This window comes from Methylobacterium planeticum, assembly GCF_008806345.1.
Lineage (GTDB): Bacteria > Pseudomonadota > Alphaproteobacteria > Rhizobiales > Beijerinckiaceae > Methylobacterium > Methylobacterium planeticum.
The window spans coordinates 53,358-74,265 of the sequence record NZ_VZZJ01000024.1 but is presented as its reverse complement, the minus strand read 5'-3'; the positions used below and the strand labels follow the sequence as shown (position 1 = coordinate 74,265).

The 20,908-nt window shown below is 60.2% G+C and carries 14 protein-coding genes and 2 pseudogenes; 9 read left to right on the top strand and 7 right to left on the bottom strand.

Features of this window, described 5'->3' with window-relative positions:
- Nucleotides 1-214 (top strand): annotated as a pseudogene (locus F6X51_RS28115) (hypothetical protein); the annotation flags it as partial.
- A 329-nt stretch (nt 215-543) separates the two neighbouring features.
- On the opposite strand, the gene F6X51_RS21655 reads toward F6X51_RS28115, so the two are convergent.
- Nucleotides 544-1,482 carry a methyltransferase domain-containing protein gene (locus tag F6X51_RS21655; protein ID WP_191970209.1) on the bottom strand — a complete coding sequence of 313 codons (939 nt, stop codon included), beginning with the start codon at nt 1,480-1,482 and terminating at the stop codon, nt 544-546.
- A 766-nt stretch (nt 1,483-2,248) separates the two neighbouring features.
- Between F6X51_RS21655 and F6X51_RS21650 the strand changes: the two genes are divergently transcribed.
- Both F6X51_RS21650 and eno read left to right on the top strand, forming a co-directional pair.
- Nucleotides 2,249-3,622 (top strand): nucleotide sugar dehydrogenase, encoded by a 1,374-nt coding sequence (locus F6X51_RS21650; protein ID WP_150965755.1) that lies wholly within the window; start codon nt 2,249-2,251, stop codon nt 3,620-3,622.
- Nucleotides 3,623-3,855: 233 nt separating this feature from the next.
- Nucleotides 3,856-4,320, top strand: a pseudogene (eno, locus tag F6X51_RS21645) (phosphopyruvate hydratase); the annotation flags it as partial.
- Nucleotides 4,321-4,413: 93 nt separating this feature from the next.
- Here the strand turns inward: eno and F6X51_RS21640 are convergent.
- From F6X51_RS21640 to F6X51_RS21630, 3 genes are all read right to left on the bottom strand, one after another.
- Nucleotides 4,414-5,142: a sugar transferase gene (locus tag F6X51_RS21640; protein ID WP_246696939.1), complete on the bottom strand. Its 729-nt coding sequence runs from the start codon at nt 5,140-5,142 to the stop codon at nt 4,414-4,416.
- Nucleotides 5,123-6,268 (bottom strand): DegT/DnrJ/EryC1/StrS family aminotransferase, encoded by a 1,146-nt coding sequence (locus tag F6X51_RS21635; RefSeq protein ID WP_150965754.1) that lies wholly within the window; start codon nt 6,266-6,268, stop codon nt 5,123-5,125. Before F6X51_RS21635 ends, F6X51_RS21640 begins: the two co-directional genes overlap by 20 nt.
- A 69-nt stretch (nt 6,269-6,337) precedes the next feature.
- Nucleotides 6,338-7,078 (bottom strand): sugar phosphate nucleotidyltransferase, encoded by a 741-nt coding sequence (locus F6X51_RS21630; RefSeq protein ID WP_150965753.1) that lies wholly within the window; start codon nt 7,076-7,078, stop codon nt 6,338-6,340.
- A gap of 284 nt (nt 7,079-7,362) precedes the next feature.
- Here F6X51_RS21630 and F6X51_RS21625 point away from each other — a divergent pair, with 284 nt between their 5' ends.
- Complete coding sequence (locus F6X51_RS21625; RefSeq protein WP_191970208.1) at nt 7,363-8,592, top strand: glycosyltransferase family 4 protein; 1,230 nt, start codon at nt 7,363-7,365, stop codon at nt 8,590-8,592.
- A gap of 723 nt (nt 8,593-9,315) precedes the next feature.
- Nucleotides 9,316-10,323, top strand: a complete 1,008-nt coding sequence (locus F6X51_RS21620) for a polysaccharide deacetylase family protein (RefSeq protein WP_150965751.1) — start codon at nt 9,316-9,318, stop codon at nt 10,321-10,323.
- A 58-nt stretch (nt 10,324-10,381) separates the two neighbouring features.
- Here F6X51_RS21620 and F6X51_RS21615 read toward each other — a convergent pair whose 3' ends face one another.
- A complete protein-coding gene (locus tag F6X51_RS21615) occupies nt 10,382-11,563 on the bottom strand; it encodes an NAD-dependent epimerase/dehydratase family protein (protein WP_150965750.1) in 1,182 nt (393 codons plus the stop codon).
- Nucleotides 11,564-12,037: 474 nt separating this feature from the next.
- Between F6X51_RS21615 and F6X51_RS21610 the strand changes: the two genes are divergently transcribed.
- Nucleotides 12,038-13,051 (top strand): NAD-dependent epimerase/dehydratase family protein, encoded by a 1,014-nt coding sequence (locus F6X51_RS21610; RefSeq protein WP_150965749.1) that lies wholly within the window; start codon nt 12,038-12,040, stop codon nt 13,049-13,051.
- Nucleotides 13,052-13,771: 720 nt separating this feature from the next.
- On the opposite strand, the gene F6X51_RS21605 is transcribed toward F6X51_RS21610, so the two are convergent.
- On the bottom strand, nt 13,772-15,460 hold the full coding sequence (locus F6X51_RS21605; RefSeq protein WP_191970207.1) for a right-handed parallel beta-helix repeat-containing protein: 1,689 nt from the start codon (nt 15,458-15,460) through the stop codon (nt 13,772-13,774).
- Nucleotides 15,461-15,899: 439 nt separating this feature from the next.
- On the opposite strand from F6X51_RS21605, the gene F6X51_RS28110 reads away from it, so the two are divergent.
- The 3 genes from F6X51_RS28110 to F6X51_RS21590 all read left to right on the top strand — a co-directional run bounded on the left by F6X51_RS28110 (nt 15,900) and on the right by F6X51_RS21590 (nt 19,512).
- On the top strand, nt 15,900-16,250 hold the full coding sequence (locus tag F6X51_RS28110) for a hypothetical protein (RefSeq protein WP_191970206.1): 351 nt from the start codon (nt 15,900-15,902) through the stop codon (nt 16,248-16,250).
- A 673-nt stretch (nt 16,251-16,923) separates the two neighbouring features.
- Nucleotides 16,924-17,742, top strand: a complete 819-nt coding sequence (locus F6X51_RS21595; protein ID WP_150965746.1) for a class I SAM-dependent methyltransferase — start codon at nt 16,924-16,926, stop codon at nt 17,740-17,742.
- Between the two features lie 441 nt (nt 17,743-18,183).
- Complete coding sequence (locus F6X51_RS21590; RefSeq protein WP_150965745.1) at nt 18,184-19,512, top strand: oligosaccharide flippase family protein; 1,329 nt, start codon at nt 18,184-18,186, stop codon at nt 19,510-19,512.
- Nucleotides 19,513-19,801: 289 nt separating this feature from the next.
- On the opposite strand, the gene F6X51_RS28105 is transcribed toward F6X51_RS21590, so the two are convergent.
- On the bottom strand, nt 19,802-20,515 hold the full coding sequence (locus tag F6X51_RS28105) for a metallophosphoesterase family protein (RefSeq protein ID WP_191970204.1): 714 nt from the start codon (nt 20,513-20,515) through the stop codon (nt 19,802-19,804).
- Nucleotides 20,516-20,908: the final 393 nt, after the last annotated feature.

Below are 20,908 nucleotides of genomic sequence, written 5' to 3'. Positions count from 1 at the left end.
GACGGCATCGTGCGCCAGGCGCTCGCCTGGGAGGACGCCCTCGGCCGGCGCAACCGGGTCTGACGCCGTGCGGGCCCTGTGGCGCGGCCTCGCCTTCGTCGCCGGCCTGCGCCCCGAGGCGCGGGCCCGCGGAGTGTCGGACGCAACCTTCGCGGCGGCCTTCCGGGACGTGACCGGTCCCGACCCCGACGTCCTCGCCGCGACGGTGAAGTGATTGAGCAGAACGCCGCTCCATACCGCCAGCGCCCTGAGCCTACGCCTTATGCGACGCCGCCCTCAGGGCCAAAGTCGGCACGATCTCCGAGGCAAAGGTTCAGGAAGGCCCCGCCGCAGGATCTGCGTCGCACGCTCTCGCCATCCTCTGGCGGGATCAGAACAGAGCCAAGTGGTGGGCCATTCCGGCGAGCTCGGCTCTTGGGCAGGCGCGCCTCAGACCCTCATCCGTGAGCCCGTGTCAGTGTCTGGGAGCATTTCTCTCGTATTGGACGTTCTTTTTTCCAATTATAAGCGGGATTTGAAGTTTAATCTCATAAATTTATCTGATCAGACGGCTTTTCTGACCACGATTACAAACGAGTTTACGGCTAGTAATTTGGGCGGAACTTCGAGGAATTCACGCGTAAACTGAGGTCTAATTTTCTCGATTTCTCTCAATGCGGGTTCCCATACTGAATCTTCGATCTCTGCAAACAATTGCCGAATTTTCAGATGTGGGCTTCCAACGATGCTAGTCACGAAAATTGAATATTCGATCACGCCTTTCTGCTTCAGTTCCTTCAGCAATGCGTCGTAACGATGCAGAAGCACCCTATTGGGCGCTCCTGACGCTCGCGTCAGCGCTGGCCAAAGAAATGACGGAATAGTCAACCACGTCAGTTCGTGGTTGTGGTGAGAGAAAAATCCTTGGTCCCGAACGTCGACAGCATGAATCATCTTGCCGCCCGTATCGAGACAAGTCACCATGTCACGCAGTGCAGCTAGGGGGTCGTAGAGATCTTGTAGGACTGCAGTCGATGCAATCAAAGAATATCGACCCGGAGCCTCGCGCGCTTGCCGAGAAAGATAACTTTCTGCTGAGCAGCCCTCAAACCAACTGATTCCTGAGATACTATGCTTATCCCATTTGGTTCCGGTTCGAAATCGATCAACAGCATGACGGCGCGCTAGCTCCTCGTAGACTGCCGACATTCGCTGATCATCTGCAACAACAACGAACCGATCTACCAAATCGACAGCCTCACATCCTGCTGCCAGTGCCAACAAAGCAACACCGGCTGAGCCACCAGGGCCAATCTCCAGCATGCGGCCGCTAAAGCGTGCTGTTCCAGCGGCAAGTTTGTAAGCTGCAAAATTTCGTTCGATATAATCACAAGCTTCCCCGGTATCGAATTCGCTTACAAGAGCATTAATCTCTGTCGTCGAACGACCCGTAATGTGACGAAAACTCCACCATAGATTATACACGAAAAGCGTGAAAACCATGGCGATGGGGTATCGACCGATAATTTTTTGCGAAGAACGGCGGATTTTCTGTCGCAGACGGACTAATGTCTGCCGTTGGCCCGGGAGCGCTTCATTCCTATACATGGAATATGCCTCAACGCCTAAAGTGATGGCGACAGCCTCGACCGAGGTGCAATTCGATCGACGGGCTAATACCGATCACCGCGACCGAATGTCGTAAATTCTAGGCGCTGGCCGCAGGCGACCTTCGCAAAAGTGAAGTGCGAGGCGCACCAAGGACGTTCGTCGAGGCTATGCCAGTCACGTTTTTCGCGAGCATACCTGGGAGCTGGGCTCCAACTCCGCGGTCCCGCCAAAGCGCAACGAGGCCCCTTGCTTGCCCAGACTGGATTCACAGCAAACGCGGCCAAGTCGAGCGACCCTGGCCTGGATGGGAGAAATGGCTCGCGATTGCGACCTGCGACGAGAAGGCACGTCGAGACACAAGGGCATTTTCGCCCGCGCAACCGCTCCCGACTGCCTCGAGACCCAACAACGCCAGAGGCCTCAAGCTTTTCACATATGATCTTCGATCTCGTGTATGCGGAGCTTGAACGGATCGAGACCGTGCATTGTGTGCGTTATCGCTCATTGATGCGGATGATCTTCGTTGCAGATACCCAATCGGCGCAAAAGGTTTACCCCTTTTTGCTGTAGTTTACTCATTTACTGCGATCGCTGACAGTGCTTTGGTCGAGTTAGGCCGTGAGTTGAGACGAGCCGTTGCTCGGTGGAGAGCGCTCAGATGCTTGATGTACTGAACCAGCCGAATAGCGGCAGCGCCGAGATTGGCCGAATCGATCATCTCCACACTTTGCTCTCCACGCGGCAGGCCCGCGTCGGCGTCGTCGGAATGGGCTATGTCGGCATGCCGCTGGCGCTCGCTGCGTGGACCGCAGGCTTCGAGGTGCTTGGATTCGACGTTGACGACGAGAAGGTCCGAAAGCTGAATTCTGGCGTCAGTTATCTGGTCCACATTACAAGCGAGACGGTCGCCGCAGCAGTTTCGGCAGGACGCCTCGCGGCGACGACCGATTTCGCCCAATCCGCCTCGATGGACGTCATTGTCATCTGTGTCCCAACGCCCCTGACGGCCAACCGTGAGCCAGACTTGACGTTCGTTGAGCGGACATGCGAGTCGCTCGCCGCACATGTCAGGCAGGATCAGTTGATCATCCTCGAATCGACAACTTGGCCCGGGACGACCGCGGAGGTCGTGCGAGCGATCTTGGAGCGCTCTGGCCTGAGTTGCGGCACGGACTTCTTCCTTGGCTTCTCCCCCGAGCGCGAGGATCCTGGGAACTGCAATTTCGGTACGCAGAGGATCCCCAAGGTTGTGGGTGCGGACGATCCGGCTTCTCGGAGATTGCTTAAAGCCTTTTACGATCAAGTGGTTGATGTAACCATTCCAGTCTCCTCAAGTCGAACGGCGGAAGCCGTCAAACTGACAGAGAACATCTTCCGTGCAGTCAATATAGCACTCATGAATGAGCTCAAGGTCGTCTACGATGCGCTTGGCATCGATGTGTGGGAGGTGATCAGCGCCGCGAGTACCAAGCCGTTTGGCTACATGCCGTTCTATCCCGGGCCCGGCCTTGGAGGACACTGCATCCCGATCGATCCGTTCTATCTGACCTGGAAGGCGCGGGAACATGAGATCTCGACGCGATTCATCGAACTTGCGGGCGAGATCAACACCGCGATGCCGCATTACGTCGTCGAGAAGCTGGCAGAAGCCTTCGATCGAAGAACGGGACGCGGCCTGCGAGATGCGCGGATTCTACTGGTCGGCATGTCCTACAAGAAGAACGTCGATGACATCCGGGAAAGCGCATCTCTGAAATTGATGCGAATCCTCGAGGGACGCGGAGCACAGACGCACTACTTCGATCCTTATATTCCGGTCATTCCTCGAACACGCGAGTATCCGGAATTAGGAGACCGCAAAAGCGTCAAGTGGACGCGCTCGATCTTGTCGTCGTTCGACGTTGCGCTTGTGGCGACGGATCACGATAACGTCGACTACATAGAGCTCTGCCAGAACGTTCCGCTCGTCATCGATACTCGCAACGCCTGCGAGCGGAAAGGCGTCACCGCAGTCAACGTCGTTAAGGCCTGACGGTCCTCATTTCGTGCTCCTGTGTCTCGGCCGGGCATTGCCTGAGAACCCATCCGATCAGGGCTGGGGTGGGGTTGAGTGGTCGGGGTGGCGGTGATTCCAAGAGGGTGCTGAAGCCTGACCTGGACCTGCCATGTGGACCCCGACCACCCGGCGGCAGCATTGCCGCATGGGCTTTCGCGATGAAACCGACCTGAGCGACCTGTCAGCAGGAATTCATGACGCAGTAGTACCAGGTCGCCATTGACGAGGCGATGATCGAGCTCGACGGCACGCCCAACAAGGCGCGCCTGGGCGCCAACGCGATCCTGGGCGTCTCGCTCGCCGTCGCCAAGGCCGCGGCCGAGACCGCGGGCCTGCCCCTCTACCGCTACATCGGCGGCGTGCAGGGGCGGGTCCTGCCGGTGCCGATGATGAACATCATCAACGGCGGCGCGCATGCCGACAACCCGATCGACTTCCAGGACGAGGGCGGCTTCGCCCTCAACCTCCCCTCGACCGAGACCGGGCTCGACTTCGTGATGGATTCGATCCAGGCGGCGGGCTTCGAGCCCGGCACCGAGATGGTGCTGGCGCTCGACTGCGCCGCGACCGAGTTCTTCAAGGACGGCGCCTACCACTACGCGGGCGAGGGCAAGACCCGCGACATCGCCACCCAGGTCGACTACCTCGCCGGGCTCGTGGCCCAGTACTCCCTCTCGATGGCCGGCGCCTTCCCTGCCGCCTGTTCAGCGAAGTCGTGCCAGCATCCGACCAGGGTCGGCTTCTCCGCGTCGATCCGGTGAACTCAATCAGCGACTAACCTTGCGCGCCGGCGGCTGCAGCAGACGGATGTATCGCGTCGGCGCGACCCCGAATATGGCGAGCAAGGCGCTTATGAAACACTTCGCATCGGTCAAGCAGGTGCGGGTATCGAAATAGTCCAAATCCACGGCCGCCTTCAAGGGGAACATGATCGAGCGGTAGAACCGATCCGGATCCAATGTCGCGGAGAATATGCCGTCTTCGTGACGAAATATCACTTGGTTCGGGCCGAAGATGCCGGGCGTATATTTCAAGAGGTCCGCCCAACGGCCGGTGAAGCAATCGGCGTAGGCGAGCGACTCAGGTCGGGGACCGACGATCGTCATGTCTCCTCTGAGGACATTCCAGAGCTGTGGAAGTTCATCGAGCTTCGTCGCCTGTAGGAATCGACCGACGCGCGTCATCCGCGAATCTCCCCGCAGCGTGATGGCGAGGCCGTTCACCGATCGCGCCTCGTCGAACTTGCGGAACTTGTAGATGCGGAAGGGCCTTCCGCCCTGTCCGAGCCGCAATTGCGAGAACAGGATCGGCCCATGCGATTCCGCAACGATCGCGCACGCGATCAGGCATAGGAGCGGCAAGAACAGGATCAGGCCGCAGGCGCCCATGCTGATGTCGGCGAGGCGCCGGCTCACGAGCCGAGCCAGGAGTGCCTCGGCACCGAAACTCGCTCGCGCCTGTCGCATGGTCGGCACCTCAAGCTTCGTGCTGGGCATGCCGGACGGCCGCTTGTAGGCTGAGACAGACGCGCGCGACGTCGTCGGTCTCCATGCCGGGATAAAGGGGGAGTGTTAGCTCCCGTCGCCCGAACTCCTCCGTCTTTGGGAGGAGCACACCGGGCTGCGTTCGCTCGTAGTAGCTGAGGTGATGGCAGGGAGGATAATGGATCGTCGTCTGGATCTCATCCTCGAGCATGCGCCGCATGACGGCCGACCTCGGAGCGTCCGGCGGGAGGACCACCGGTAGGATGTGATAGGATGAATCTGCTGTGCCACCCCCATATTCCAGCGCGAAGGGCATGACGACGGTGTCCTGTTGCGCCCGGAGGATCTGGTGATAGGTTCCTGTCAGTTGCCGGCGCTTCTCGTTCCATTCGAAGAGTGAGCGCAACTGCACCATGCCCAGGGCCGCACGCAACTCATCCATTCGGTAATTGAAACCCAGCATCGGGACGTCGTACGACGAGGAGCGGACGGCCATGCGTTCGTAGCCCGTCGACGTGAGGCCATGCGCACGCAGCCGCCGCATCTGTTCCGCTAGCGCGTCGTCCGCGACCAGGATCATGCCGCCTTCGGCGGTTGTCATGTTCTTGTTCCCGTAGAAGCTGAAGATGGCAGCCGATCCGAAAGTGCCCGCCGATCGTGCGCCTGCCGCGTGGGCCGCATCCTCGATGAGGATCAGATTGTGTTCGCGGGCAAAGGCGGTCCAGAGGTCGCGTCCAAGAACGTAGCCAGCGAAGTGGACGAGCAGAACGGCTCGGGTTCGGGGCGTCACCTTCGCCGCCGCGTCCTCGATGCACATGAGCGGGGTCTCCAGCGACGCAATGTCGACGAAAACCGGTGTGGCTCCTGTGTAGAGTATGCTGTTGGCGCTCGCCACGAAGGTCAGAGAGGGGACGAGCACCTCGTCACCAGGCCCAATTCCGAAGGCCACCAAGCTGAGATGAAGACCGCTCGTGCAGGAGTTGACCGCAACGGCTTGGGATGCGGCGTGCGTCCGTGCAAACTCGGCCTCGAAGGCTTCGACGCGTGGCCCCATTGTGATCCAGCCGCTGTCGATCACGTCGAGGAGGGCAGATCGTTCCTCATCACCGAGAATCGGTTCGGATACGCGCAGCATCATCCCCCCTGCGAGTGTCTATTGTTCGTCTGCATAAGGCGCGCGCGGCAGCCGGCTAGGCCCGCGCCCGCCTCATACCAAAGCGGCTTCGGCGAATTCCTGTATTGCCTCGTAAGCCGGCGGGAGGTCGTTCCAGGGAAGCTCCTGGGCCTTCTTGAAGTCCTCGACACGGCCGATATCAAGCCACAAACCGTCGTGACGGAAAGCGACCACCTTGGCGTTGAGCGACAGGAGCCGGAGTATGAGGTCGTCGAAGCCGAACGGCAGTCCACGCGGGATGTGCCGGATCACGTCGGGATTGAGGCAGTAGACGCCCATGCTGACCTGATGGGTCAGGCAGGGCTTCTCGCGAAACCCTTGGATCCGGCCGTTCGGTGGACCCTCCAGAACGCCGAAATCGAGCTTCGTTTGCCGCGCGACCGTCGCGATCGTGACGCTGGCGTCCATCCGGGCGTGAAAATCGATCATCCGCCCCAGGTTGAGGTCCGTGAGAACGTCGCCGTTCATCACGATGAAGGGTTCGTCGAGGACATCGCGCAGGAGAGACAGAGGGCCGATCGTGCCGAGGGGCTCGGTTTCGTCGGTATAAGTGATGTCAATGCCCCACTTCGAGCCGTCGCCGAACAGAGTCTTGATGAGGCACCCAAGGTATCCGGTCGTGATGATGACCTCGGAGATCCCGTTGCGGCACAGCCAGCCGATCAGCAGCTCCAGGACCGGACGCGGGCCAACCGGCATGAGTGGTTTCGGGAGCACCATCGTGTAGGGCATCAGGCGGCTCCCTCGTCCACCGCACTGGATCACTGCTTTCATGGATGGCCCTCAATAGGTTTACAAGCCGCAGATCCGCCTGCCGGAGTCTATCGCATGAACGTTTGTGCGCAATAAGCCAAAAGGATGAATAGGCCGTTCTACGACCAGTTTTCTTGTTTACTCAGACGATTCTGCAGTTACTTTTAGATCAACCGGTAGACTGTCGCCGTTGGCGGCTGTTCTGCAGGAAGGGGATGGAAACAGCGGCTTTCTTTGGAAAGCTTCGGCTGCTGCCGTCCGTAAGCGACGAGAGATCGGCTCCGCGCGGGCCCGTACGGTGGAACATGAGCTTGCGTCCGAAGCCCCGCCTGCTTTGCATCGGTGGTGACGACCACCAACTGCGTATTCCGTTCCTGCTCGGCCTGCGAAACGCTGGCTTCGATCCCATTGCGGCAGGGAGCTGCGATCCCGCTCCTTTCGATGCGGCGGGCATCCCCTACTGTCGCTATCTCTTCCGGCGAACCTTGAGCCCGTTGGACGACCTCCGGGCGATACAGGCGCTCGTGCAGATCATGCGCGACGTCCGGCCAGACCTCGTCCAGACCTTCGACACGAAGCCGAACCTGCTCGCTGCTCTCGCGAAGAGATGGGTGGACGGCATCCGGCTCGTGCGAACGATCAACGGGATGGGCTGGATCTTTTCCGCAAACTCGTTGTCAGCTCGGCTGCTCAGACCCGTCTACCGCTCGCTCCAACGCATTGTGAAGCCGCAGACGGACCTGATCGTGTTCCAGAATTCGGCGGACCAAGATTATTTCGTGCGGCATCGCATGGTTCGGCAGCAGGCCGCGCGGATCATCGGCGGATCCGGGGTCGATGTGGCGTGCTTCGAGGAGGCGCGTCGGCAGTCGCCGGCGCCTGAAGCGATCCGCGCCGCTCTCGGCCTGCCCACCGCCCGCCTCGTCATCACCGTCACGCGGATGACCCGCATGAAGGGTATAGCCACGCTGCTGGCGGCTGCCGACCTCGTCCACAAAGTTCGGGAGGATGTGCATTTCCTGCTTATCGGACCGCTGGAGGAGACAGGGCGCTTTGCCATACCGCGGGACGAGATCGCTGGACACGCGCCTTACGTGACCTGGCTCGGCCAGCGCGACGACATCCCCGCGCTCCTGGGAGCCGCGGATCTTTTCGTCCTGCCAACGGAGTTCCGCGAGGGGCTGCCCCGCGTCCTGCTGGAGGCTGCCCTCGCGGGCCTTCCCATCATCACGACGGCGATGCCGGGCTGCGCGGCCGTCGTGCAGCCTCACTTCAATGGTCTGCTGATCCCTCCGCGCGATCCCGGCTTTCTGGCGGCGCAGATTCTGACGCTGCTCGATGATGTCGATCTGGCCCGCACCATGGGACGACGGGGTGCGGAACTGGTGCGCCGCGAATTCAGCCTTGCCGGTACGACCGAAGCGTATATTCGGCTCTATCGCGACCTGATCAGCGAGGTCCCGGCTGCGGCGCAGGATGCGGCGCGCGCCGGGATTGGTTCGGGTCTCGCCGCTCCGCGAGTGGACAGGGTGTAGGAGGCTCCGACCCTGAGTCGCCGCCGGGGAGGCCCAGGCGACACCGCATCAGCAGCTTTCGTCCGGAGTGAATGCCATCGCCTTTCGGCCGGAGCAGCCCGAGGTCGATTCCGCCGGACGACCGGCCGTGCGGGCACCGTCACGGAGCGACGCCCGGATCGGTGCGGGTTTGCCGTGCCGCGGTCGCCCTCTCCAAGGCGGTAGTGCAGTCCCGCGCGTCGCGCGAGGTGATAGAGGCGGCAGCCGCGAGGACGTGGCGGGGCGCGTTAGGGACTACGCCGCCTGGTCCCAACAGCTCAAACGCCCGAACTTTGTTCGGATTGCAGCCGGCAGACCTGCTAACGCGCCGCTTGCCCGTAGTCCGCGCAACGCCGCTCCTGGATTGACCCCTGTGCCATTCAAGCAGCCCGGGCAAAACTTGATCGATGAGACATCAATTGTTAAATCTCGATATCGTTTTCATATGATCCGGGATTAGAGGGGCTTTCTCGATCGTCGATGAACAATGGGTAGATATCGGGGTTTACGGCACGCAACGACCGGGACCGCCTCGACACGCATGTTCGGACTGGCGCGGCAAATGCTGCGCGGCAGAGGACGCGGCAACCTCAGGGGCGATTGATATGCGCCCCGTCGCTGTCGACCGGGCACGGCACCGGCAACGTAAATCCGCTGGGCGGCCGTCGCGAACGCAAGCTGTTCGGGAGGCCGAAGGATGATTCGATGACTGGCACGTTCGTCATATCGTTGGATTTCGAGCTGTTTTGGGGCGTTCGCGACAAACGCATCCTGGCGCACGAACGAGCGAACCTTCTAGGGGGCCGCCGCGCGGTCGGCGAGATGCTCGCCCGGTTTGCCGTACACCGCGTCCGTGCGACTTGGGCGACCGTCGGCCTGCTGTTCTTCACCTCGAGAGACGAGATGCTGGCCGGCGTGCCGTCCACGAAGCCGCGCTACGCCAACGCCCATCTCTCGCCCTACCCTGTGCTCGACGCGGTGGGCTCGACGGAGCAGGACGATCCTTGCCACTTCGCCGGATCGCTCGTGCGTCAGATCCGGGATTGTCCGGGGCAGGAGATCGGAACTCACACATTCTCCCACTACTACGCTCTGGAGGCCGGCCAGACAGCCGATGATTTCCGGGATGATCTCGAGGCTGCAGCTCGCGCGGCCTCTTCCTTTGACATCTCATTGACGTCGCTGGTCTTCCCGAGAAACCAGTACAATCCGACCTACCTGTTAGTGTGCCATGACTTCGGACTGAGGGCATATCGCGGCAATCAACGCGGCTGGATGTACGCCGCTCGTCCGGATGAACATCAACGGATGTGGATCCGCGCGGTCCGGCTGGCCGATGCTTATCTGAACTTGTCCGGATACCAGACATACCCGATCACGCCGGACAACGGCCATCTACCGGTTGATGTGCCGGCGAGTATGTTTCTGCGGCCTTGGTCGCGGCGCCTGCGCCTCTTGGAACCGCTACGCCTCCGGCGAATCAAGCACGCGATGACGCATGCCGCGCAGCACGGCGAGATCTTCCACCTGTGGTGGCATCCTGAGAATTTCGGAACGAACATCGCGGAGAATTTGGCAATTCTGGACAAAATTCTCGCGCATTTCGCGAGATTGCGGGACGCTCACGGGATGGAGAGCCGCACGATGGCCGAGACCGCGTCGCTGGCGCGGCCGACCGAGCCCCGCCCGATGCAGCACCTCCGGCCCTCCTGAGCGGCTAACATCGAGCGACCCGCCGAGAGCCGCGGTCCCCACATGAGCGCTCACTCTCTCAAGCATCGGCGCCGGCGAGGCGATAATTTCCATAATAGTTGCGACGCAGGTCCACATCCTCGAAGAAGCCGGCCTTGATCAGCCCAATGATTTCGTCGATCCCATCCGACACTGAGTGCTGCGGCTCGAAGCCCAGTTCCTGTCTGACGCGACTGAAATCGACCTTGTAATTGCGCGGATCGCCGCCATGGTCGCGGTAGCAAACCTTGCGACCAGGAAGCCGATCGAGGATGTGATCGACGATCTGCCGCTTGGTCTTGTTGTTGCAGTCTCCACCCGCGTTGAAGATCCGATAAGAAACGCGCTCGGCCGGAGCCCGCAGAACCAGATAAATCAGGCGTGTGAAGTCGCGGACATGGCAGTACGGGCGCCATGTGTCGGGATCGTACACATCAAGTTCGGATCGATCTAGAAAGAGATCTCGTGTGAATTCGTTCACGCTCAGGTCGAACCGCATCCGCGGCGCGGCCCCGAAAGCGGTCGCGAAGCGCAGCACGGTCGGATGATATCTGGTGCGTCCTCTCCGTTCCATCAGCGCCGCTTCTGCCGCGACTTTCGCCTCGGCGTAGAGTGAAAGGGGCCGCAGCTCGGTCTCCTCGCTGGCCAGGGCATCGCCGGCAACGACCCCGTAGTTCGAGCATGTCGAGATGAAGATCACCTTGTTTAGATTGAATTCTTCAAAGACATCAAAGCATTTTTGAATACCATCGTTATTGATGGCTCGTGAAATATCAGGATATCTTCGGGTGATCGGATCGCCCACCAGACCGGCAAGAACCACGACGTCCGTCACCCCTTCGAGAGCGTCACGTAGAGCCTTTGGATCGCAAAGATCCGCGACCATCATTTCATAGCCGGGGTTCAACAGGAGGCCTGAGACGCTGGCTTGGTGTCCGTAGATGAAGTTGTCGATGCTCCGAACGAGACATCCGTTGCGAAGTAGTTCGGTCGAGACTGGAACTCCGATGTATCCCCCGCCCCCGATCAGGAGAACGCGGCGCTTCCCTCCTCTTCCGAGGAAATCCGCGATCCTTTCGTCTTCGCGCGCGAATGCCGCGGCCGAGACGGCGGCAATGCCATTCGCTCGAGAACCCGAGTTCGGGTGGTCGTGCGGCGTCAAATCAGAGCATTCTGTCGTGATGGAGTCCGAATGCATGACACTACGCTGCTCCTTCAGCATGTCGTCGATTCCGCGCCGGCCCGTACTGATGGAATCGATGGAAACGTGCCGGCGACGTCTCCTCGAGTTCTGCACCCAGTCGATCCTGCCACATGCGCAATTTATTTTTCCCGGACGCTCGCGCGGTGAATTTCACGAAAATCGTATGTAGTGGCTTTCAAGTTCTCCTGTATAAATAATTAGAGCTAGTACGAGAGTGTTAGTTTACAGATCTCTGCGCAAAGAACAGTGTGCGCGCTGCAGTTTGCCTGCAGCACAGAACAATCAAGACCAGTATTCCTTTTCTAAGCAAAGGGTACGCGCGGGAGAGCGATTTCTTGGTGGTGCACTGTCTCCAGTAGAGCCCGAAACGAGACGCCCCGCCAGGAGGTCTGTCAGTGCGCAGACCGCTGCGCCGGAACCGGCTCCAGCCGATCGGCTCGCAAGCCGCAGGCTGACGCAAAAGGCTTTTTGTACCAAGGGAAGAGGCCGTCGATGCGTGTTCTCGTCACCGGATCCGCGGGTTTCGTGGGATTCCATGTCGCTCGAAGACTTCTCCGCGACGGCGCCGAGGTGGTCGGCGTCGATGCCATGACGACCTACTACGACCCGGCGCTGAAACGGCGTCGCCACGACATGCTGAGCGAGATGGAGGGCTTCGAACGCTGCGAGTTCGACCTCGCGGATGCTGATCGGCTCAGGGATCTGTTCGGCGGGCAGCCTTTCGACGTCGTCATCCATCTCGCCGCGCAAGCCGGTGTCCGGTACAGCCTTGAAAATCCGCGTGCCTACATCGATGCCAACATCATCGCGAGCTACAATCTGCTCGAATGTCTGCGGGAGAAGCCTGCCCGGCACGCGATCTTCGCATCGACGAGTTCGGTCTACGGTGCCAATCGCAAGATGCCTTTTTCGGAAACGGATCGAAGCGATCACGCCCTGACGCTCTACGCAGCAACGAAGAAGGCGGTCGAGGACATTGCACATTGCTTCGCGCATCTCTGGGGCCAGCCGATCACCGTTGTGCGGTTCTTCAGCGTGTATGGCCCTTGGGGCCGACCGGACATGGCTCTTTACAAGTTCACGAAGGCCATCTTCGAGAACTCGCCGCTCGACCTCTACAACGGCGGCGATATGCGTCGGGACTTCACCTACATCGACGATCTCGTCGAATCGATCATGCGCCTAGTGTCCTGTGTGCCCGACCACGATGCGGTCGGGTCCTCGCGTGCGTCGCTCGGAACCAGCCCGGCTGCTCCGTATCGCGTCGTGAACATCGGTAACAGCCAGCCGGTCGGCCTGATGACTTTCCTCCGGGCAATCGAGGAGAGCGTCGGCCGCAAGGCTACCTGCATTGATCTGCCAATGCAGAAAGGCGACGTGCCGGAGACATTCGCCGACACGTCGCTGCTGCTGGACCTGACCGGATATCGCCCCTCCACGAACGTGGAGGAGGGCGTGCGAGCCTTCGTCGATTGGTATCGCGAGTATCATTTCGGTGATCGATGAAGACAGCGTCGCGAGGGCGGCCGTCGCCATCTGGACCCACGCGGGAGCATTCGAACCCGTCGATGTCCCGCTGCACCTCTCATTGAAGCGATCGAGAGCAGGGCTGGCCTTCTGCCCCCGAGATCGCGGTAGCAGAATCCGCGCCCGTCCGGAGTCCGAGACGCGGCCCCGAGCAAACTCCCGATCTCGATGAGGCCGAAGCACCGCGGCGGCCTGCCCTGACGATTCCTGATCTTGAGAAGCCAGGGCCTGGATTTCTTCGGCAGTTCACCGGCAACTCGAAGTTCCGCAGTGGCCGCCCGTGCGCGGACCCGCGTCGAGTCGAGGTTGGCGGCCATCACGCCCGGCGTTCCCCCGCGACGTGCCACCGCTGACTGGTCGTTTGGCGTCGGGACGGTGCTGGGATCGGACAGGGTGGGAGATCGAGGAACGCGCCTGGCGCTTTGACGACCTCTGCCGGGCCCTGTGTTTCCGGGGAACTTGCAGATGCTCACCGTCCAACCGGACGCCCGGATGATACCCGCTGTTCGCGCTGAGATCGCCCGCGCCCAGGAGAACTCCGGCATAATGGCGCGGTGAAAGCGCGGGCCGGCTGCCCTGGAAGGCGGCTGAGAAGCGCGCCATCGCAGGGGCGAACACAGGAGCGGAACGCCTTCGGGCAGGCGCCATTGGCGCCTGCCCGCGTGCGGATTGTGCGGTTCGTCTCGGCCTCCGGCCAGATCAGGCGAGGTGCCAGCCCGACTCGTGGTGCCAGTGGTGGCTGTTGGAGGAAATCCCCGCATCGGTCTGGACCGCCGTCAGATCAGTCTCAGTCGCCGCGGCGGCTCCACCGCAATGGCCATGTCCCTCGCCGCTCTGGTGATTCCGGCCCCAGACATCCATCAAGTGGCCGAGTGCGGCCTGCGCGGTGCTTCCGGCCTGAGCAAGGGCGCTGGGATCGAACGAGAATCCGTGCGATCCCCAGTGGTGACCGTTTCCGTGATGACCGACTGCGGGCGTGGTTGGGGTGGCCTCGTTCCCCGTCGCTCCGGGGGATGAGCCCTCCGGGGCTGGGATGCCTGCCCCGGCCTCGCCCGGCGCGTCGGAGCCGGAGGTTCCGGTTGCCGGGGTCGTCACCGGATCGACGCTTGACGGATCGCCCGATCCGTCTGCGTTGCCCGACCCGTTGGCCGAACCGGCTGCAGCGCCTGTCCCTGATGTCGGCTGGCCCGGCGTCGTCGGAATGGGAGCGGGTTCCGGCTGTGGTGTCCCGGAGGCCGGCCCATCGCCCGATCCGTCCGCGCCGGCGCTCGATCCGGCTCCGGACGACCCGATGTTCGCCCCGGTTCCGGCGACGGGACTGCTGCTGATCACGTGAAGGAAGTCGGAGGCGGGAAGCGCGCCATCGGGGCCGCGGTCGCCGGTCATCGCGCTCGCGTCGACAGACACGAAGGCAGAGGCGCCGACAGACTGGGCGACGTTCCAGGAGTTGTGGTCCTCCGTTCCTGTCACCGAAACATTGCCGCTGCCGGCCGAGAGATTGTCGCTCAGGACATTGCCGCCGTGCTCGAAGTAATAGTTCGTGCCGTTATCGTAAGCCGTGTTGCTGGTCAGCTTCAGGGGCTGGCTCGCTGAGTTTTCGTCGAAACCGGTGCCAGCATTGTCCCATGCTACGTTGTTCGAGACGGTGTGGCCGCCAGAGTCGCCGCCCGCGCCGGGCCGCGTGCCGCCGAGCTTGAACCCGCTTCCATTGCCGGTGTGTTCCCCGCTCGCGCTGTAGCCGTTGTGCCAGGCAAGATTGCCGTCGATTGTGACGGCACCCGCTTTCGTCCCGTCCTGCACGTTGAACAAGTCGAAGCCGTCGTCGGAATTGCCCCAGGCGCGATTGCCCTGCAAGACGTTGCCCGCGCCCGTCGTGGCGATCTGGAAGCCGTCCGCGTTGTCGCCCCTGAGATCGTGATTGTCATGAGAGTCGTTGTTGAGGAGAAGATTGTTCGCGCTCGAGCCGAACACGCTGAAGCCTTTTCCCTCCCATTCGGATGCCCATCCGCTCCCGTGAACGTCCAGGTCCTCGAGCACGTTGCTGTTCGACGAGCCGGAAAGCAGAATGCCGCCTGTGCCGCCATCCGCGATTTCCAGGCCCTTGATGTGATTGTACGAGGCGCTGTCCAGGGTAACGGCCTGTCCAGAAACTGATGCCGCGCTGATGACGACTTTTTCCTGCTGATAATTTTCGATGGTGATCGGCTTGTCTGCGGTGCCGTCGTTCGTCAGGTGGATGCCTGATTTCAGCTGGTAGGTACCTCCACGCATGTAGATCGTATCACCGGCTTTCGCCTGATCATGGGCAGCCTGAAGCGTTGCGAAAGGATCGTTGATCGCCCCAGATGCACCATCTGTTCCAGTTGTGGATACATAGTATATCGTCATCATATTTCCTTCTATCGACGATCTATTGTCGAGAAACAGCTATGGCTAGTGTATTGGATGTGTTTATAACGGGCGAGTTTAAGCATGTCGCCGCCAGAGCGATGTTTTCGCCAGTACTGTGATGTTTTAATTCAAGATTAAATGACCGATATATAACAAGTTCAGGACTTGATATCGGTCACAAGCCGGTTCTAACGCAAGCTCAGCTCAGGAAAATCTGCCTGAAACGAATTTCCGTCGCGGCAAAGCTATGCATTCCGATACAGTGCCTGAATCGGGCTACAATGTGGCAAACGCTGAAATTCTGCTAGAAAGCGTACAGTTTTTATGCACGGAATCGTACGGTTGCCGTTATTTATGCAGTATATTGTACCGACTTGTACCCAGGCATCAAAATCTTGGAAGTCTTGGGTCGAGGCTTATGTTCTTATGAACGCGGGTGATCGCGGATGGCGGATCGGACAATGGCAGCCGCGCGTCACATCGGGCAGATTTTCGCGCATCGAAGCTGCCGCTGTGCCGGCTCCTCTGGCCGGACTCGCTCTGGATCAGCGGGCTGCCGGGCAGCCCGCCTGGTCGTGCCGAAGTCTGCATGGTCGGATGGCCTCTCGACGTGCGCATCTGGAATCTCGTAGGCAAGCAGGACGGCGGAGGCGTGCGGGTCGTCCGCGAGCACCCTGATCGCTGCATCGCCCGTCTTGCGCAGCGCCATCTGACGACCGGAGAGGCAGGCCACGGCGGCCACCGGGTCAACGCTCTCGACCTCCCTCCCCTCGATCCTCATGACTGAGTCGCGGCTGCCCGAAAGTGCGAATGGCATCGCAGCCCAGGTCCGGTGGAGGCGTACGTCTCGGGCAGCGTCGCGCCTTCAGCGGGTATGGCGCGCAGTCGAATTTGCTCGCGCGATATGTCGGCTCGCCGGTCGTTGAATAGAGCGGCGATCTTGGTCAGCACCCAGGCCGCCGGGCAGCGGCAGTCGTCACCGGTATGGTCGTCGTCAAGCGCATCCTGAAGCCGGATCGCCTCCGGTTGCGAGACCCGAGCGGAGCCATGACGAGTTCTACCTCGCTGCAATCGCCCACAACCTGGGGGTATTCCCACCTTCATCCGATCCCGCAGCCGAGTCCGGCTTGACCGGCTTGAAACGCCCCTGCGACAGGACAATTGCCGGTCCCGCTTGCCGCCGATATGACCACCACCGAGTTTCTCAACGGAATCATCCCGGAGCAGCCTCATTGGCGGTCGCGGGCAGGAGTTCCGACTCCAAGCCGCTCTGCAGGCTTTGGCTGTCATGGGATCTCGCCGAAGCACTCAGGCCACATCTTCCGAGGCACCCTGAATGCTCGCTCAATGCGCGTTAGGTACGCAGGCAAACCCAATCAAGGAACACCTATCACGCGCCTTCAAACTGATTAATCTGCAACAGGTGTAGGAGTTCTGCGAAGCAGGCCGCTGACGAGGGAATGATGGGTCACTTGCTCCAGGCTGAGACGCATTTCGCGTTCGGCGAGAATTGGCAGTCCTTTGTCAAGCTCGTTGACCATCAGCGCATAGCAGCGGCGGAAGCAGACATGCAACGTCTTCTCAGACGCGAAGAATTGGCGGGAAAATCGTTTCTCGACATTGGAAGCGGATCAGGTCTGTCATCTCTAGCTGCTGCTCGACTGGGCGCTGCGTCGATCATGGCAGTCGACATCGATGCAAATTCCATTGCAGCGACCAGAATGTTGCTCGAGGAAAGATTGTCGGGTGGGGCCGTACCCTGGTCCGCCAAAGTGATGAGCGTTTTCGAATCCACCGAAGATCAGTATGACGTGGTGTACAGTTGGGGGGTGCTCCATCACACCGGCGACATGTGGCGTGCCATTCGAGAAGCAGCGATGCGCGTCAAGCCAGGTGGCTTTTTTGCCATCGCAATCTACGCAAAAACATCCATGTGCGGCTTTTGGCGCATCGAAAAGGCTTTCTACTCCCGAGCGCCCAGTTACGTACAAGCCTGTATCAGGGCGATTTATAATGTCTGGTACTTTACGATCACCGCTCTGGCTACACGACGCAACCCCTTCACGCTAGCCAAGCAATATAACTCCCGCGGCATGGATCGAGGCCACGACATCCACGACTGGCTCGGTGGATACCCGTACGAGTCAGCCACTCCAGAGGAAATTCAATCATTCATTTCCAAGCTCGGCTTTGCCCACGTGCGTCAAAATCTCGCTTCCGGCAAGCGCCACGGCCTTCTTGCTTCAGGCTGCGACGAATACCTGTTCAAACGCATGTGATGTCACGATAACGGCTTCGAAGAGAATGCGTCTGTCTTTGCGTTCGGCTTTCGGCATCGTCCGAGACGATCGAGCGCGGAAGCGAGGCCGGCCGCCGAGATGGGTCGCGGTCTCCGCTTGCGCCCGGCAATGACCGCCGGTTCTTTTGCCCCGCTCAGAATGGATCCGAGCGAGTCCTCTTGTGGAAGTGACAGTCAAAAATACCCGAAGTGACGGATAAATACTTAGGCTTTGATGCATTGACTGAGATAAACCGTTGATGCTCGAACTGTGCTGAAAATCTGGGTTACTACCTTGTTGCCATGCCGTTGGGCTATGGTGACTCCTGAAGTTGGGCGTAATTGGCGAAGAAGAGGACTTTGCCGTGTCTCTCGGACTCGCTTACGCTTCCACCTCGCTCGGCGATGAGCTGCAATATCCTCATTTCGGACTGCGCGCACCTTGATCGGCAAACCAACAATGACCGTGGCAGGCCTTCTGCATATGTGGGTCGTCCGGAGCGACACGGCACGGGCCCTCATCAGCGGCTCAATGTCTGGGTTGATTTTGTCGGCCGCTAATCGCGTGATCACGTTGGTCTCTACGGCGTTGCTTGCCCGGTGTCTCGGAATAGAACAATTCGGTATCTATAGCTTGGTTATCGCAATTGCGTTGGCCATTAGAACACTCGTTGAACTTGGCTTACCCACACTGCTTGTGCGAGAGGTCGCTCGCGTCGATCAAGATACTATCAGCACAGATCAGGGCGCCATCATCCGCGACGCTGTCTTGCTTGTGATGGCAAGTAGCCTTCTGGTCGCTGCACTAATTGGTTTAGTACTGAACGTTTCAGCGCTTTTCGGCGGAGAAGGTGAATATGCTTCCTTGCTGTTGTTGATTATTCTGCTTCCGCTGGGCACACTCTCCCGAATCCTGGCTGCTGCGCTCGTCGGTAAGCGCGAGCTTTTCCGAGCACAACTCGCCGAATTCTTCGTCGCTCCTGTCGTCATGCTCGGTGGCGCGGCATTTCTGAGCCTGCATTGGGCGCAGCCGACATCCCAGAATGCTCTTGCTTTCCAGATTGCAGCAAACGCCTTGGCGGTTTTCTGCGCGGCGGTATGGCTGAAACGCGGTTCGCAAGCACGCGCGCCCCACAGAAGTTGTTCTCGATCAAGCATGCTGACGCTCGGACGAGCGGGATTGCCATTTCTGATCGCCAATATCGCGTTGCTGTTGAACGCGCAGATCGACACGGTCGTCGTCGGGGTCATCGGAACTTCGGCGGACGTCGCCCTCTACAGGATTGGCGCTCAAAGCGCGATTGTAAGCACTTTTGCACTTCAGGTAATTCAGAATGTCGCGTCACCTTATATCGCGAAGTTTCATGCGGATGGAAATTCTATTCGAGTGAAGCAGATATTTAGGATTGTTCAAGCTATAACTTTTGTTTTCAATCTTGTAATAACTATTTTGTTCTCATTGGCCGGCGGTGAGATATTGACTCTGTTGTTCGGTAAATCCTACGCTGCTGCGCAGCCTATCTTGGTCATCATCTCGACAGGTTATCTGTTAAACGCTGCATGTGGTCCGATCGGCATGCTTCTCTCCATGACGGGACATGAGAAGGCGCTATCGCGAATCACTTGGATGACAGCCATCGTCAATATCGCGGCTGCATTTGTATTGGGATTCTATTTTGGTGTCATCGGCATCTCCGTAGCAACAGCGCTGAGTGTTGCAGCATACCATTTGCTGATGCGCTTCTACGCACGCTGGTACTTCGACTTGTAAGGCGTGCGGATCGTATTCAACAATTGCGACTGCCCACTCTGTCGCGCGACGCGGATTTCGCTGATTCTTCTCGCGAGATGAGCCGGAGCGATCTCGGGCAGCTGAGCCGCGAGGAGCTGATCGAGCGGGTGCTGATGCCCCCTGCCTACGGCCGAGCCCCCGCGCACCATCGAGCGCATGCTCAGCGAGGATGCGGAGAGCGCCGGCTATACGGCGTGAACTGGCCGCTCGGACGCAGGCCACGGTCCACTGACGCAGGTCGGTTGATGGGGGAACCGACCATCCTCTTTCACGCCGAGCCAGCAGCAACTTCAGCGGAAATTGCTCTCGTGTCGAGGAACGTCTGCCGAGAGCCTTCGAGGACGAGGCAAGTGAGTTTTCCCGAGATATACGCGCCCGTATCGATATTGATCCGGTTGTGAAGGATCGCTGGTCGATCGACCGGCGTATGGCCGTGCACGATCATCTTTCCGAAATCGTGCTTTGCGGAAAGAAAAGGCTCCCTGATCCACAGCAGATCATCTTCCTCTTGGTCGCTGAGGGGTATGCCGGGACGGACGCCTGCATGGCAAAAAAAATAGTCTCCGATCTCACAGCCCGCGAGCGTGCGTTCGAGGAAGCCCAGGTGGAGCGGCTGCAGCTTCGCGTGCAGAGCCGCCGCGGCCTCGCCGTACCCGTGTCCGCGACGGACGGCGCGGATATCGATCCCGTAGGAATGGAGGGTTTCGAGGCCCCCGTTCCGGATCCAGTCGATTCCGCGATCAGGCTCGGCAAGGAAATCGAGCAGCATGCGTTCGTGGTTGCCGCGCAGAGCAATGCAGCGAGCCGGCAATGATCCTGCCGTGAGGATGTCGAGCACGGTCCGGCTACCGAGCCCGCGATCGACATAGTCGCCGAGCGGAATGATGACCGGCTCCTCGATCGGTCGATCCGTCAGATCCGCCGCGATGGAGTTCAGGACTTGAACGAGTAGGTCCGCACGGCCGTGAATATCGCCGATCACATAGACCCGGCGCGTGTCCGGAACAGAGTGGGATCGCTCGGAAGGGCGTAGTCGACGAAGCCATTTCGCACGAAGGTTTGTCACCGATCCTGTTCTCCGTTGATTCCGCCGGTCGGATATCCCGGGCCCGCGCCCGCCCCTCGGCAAACCGCACCCCAGCCTGCGCAGGCCTTCTCGACTCTCCCGCGTCGACCATCCTGCTAGAAACGCTCCGCGAGGTAATTCCTGCGCGTCCACGTCTGCCTGCCTTGGTCGACCTGTCTCGTGACCTTGGTCTGAACGAAGCAGGCGGTCCAGTGCCGCTGCCGATCCCCAGGCTCGGATCCTTCCGGAATTCAGTGGGGGGGCAGCTCTCTGTCGGATCACCGACGCGCTGCAGGCCATTGGCTGAGA

What these genes read in the sequence shown, in the direction of transcription:
- F6X51_RS21655 (WP_191970209.1), bottom strand. Translation starts at nt 1,482, where the DNA reads ATGGTTTTCACGCTTTTCGTGTATAATCTATGGTGGAGTTTTCGTCAC.
- F6X51_RS21650 (WP_150965755.1), top strand. Translation starts at nt 2,249, where the DNA reads ATGCTTGATGTACTGAACCAGCCGAATAGCGGCAGCGCCGAGATTGGC.
- F6X51_RS21640 (WP_246696939.1), bottom strand. Translation starts at nt 5,142, where the DNA reads ATGCCCAGCACGAAGCTTGAGGTGCCGACCATGCGACAGGCGCGAGCG.
- F6X51_RS21635 (WP_150965754.1), bottom strand. Translation starts at nt 6,268, where the DNA reads ATGATGCTGCGCGTATCCGAACCGATTCTCGGTGATGAGGAACGATCT.
- F6X51_RS21630 (WP_150965753.1), bottom strand. Translation starts at nt 7,078, where the DNA reads ATGAAAGCAGTGATCCAGTGCGGTGGACGAGGGAGCCGCCTGATGCCC.
- F6X51_RS21625 (WP_191970208.1), top strand. Translation starts at nt 7,363, where the DNA reads ATGAGCTTGCGTCCGAAGCCCCGCCTGCTTTGCATCGGTGGTGACGAC.
- F6X51_RS21620 (WP_150965751.1), top strand. Translation starts at nt 9,316, where the DNA reads ATGACTGGCACGTTCGTCATATCGTTGGATTTCGAGCTGTTTTGGGGC.
- F6X51_RS21615 (WP_150965750.1), bottom strand. Translation starts at nt 11,563, where the DNA reads ATGCTGAAGGAGCAGCGTAGTGTCATGCATTCGGACTCCATCACGACA.
- F6X51_RS21610 (WP_150965749.1), top strand. Translation starts at nt 12,038, where the DNA reads ATGCGTGTTCTCGTCACCGGATCCGCGGGTTTCGTGGGATTCCATGTC.
- F6X51_RS21605 (WP_191970207.1), bottom strand. Translation starts at nt 15,460, where the DNA reads ATGACGATATACTATGTATCCACAACTGGAACAGATGGTGCATCTGGG.
- F6X51_RS21595 (WP_150965746.1), top strand. Translation starts at nt 16,924, where the DNA reads ATGATGGGTCACTTGCTCCAGGCTGAGACGCATTTCGCGTTCGGCGAG.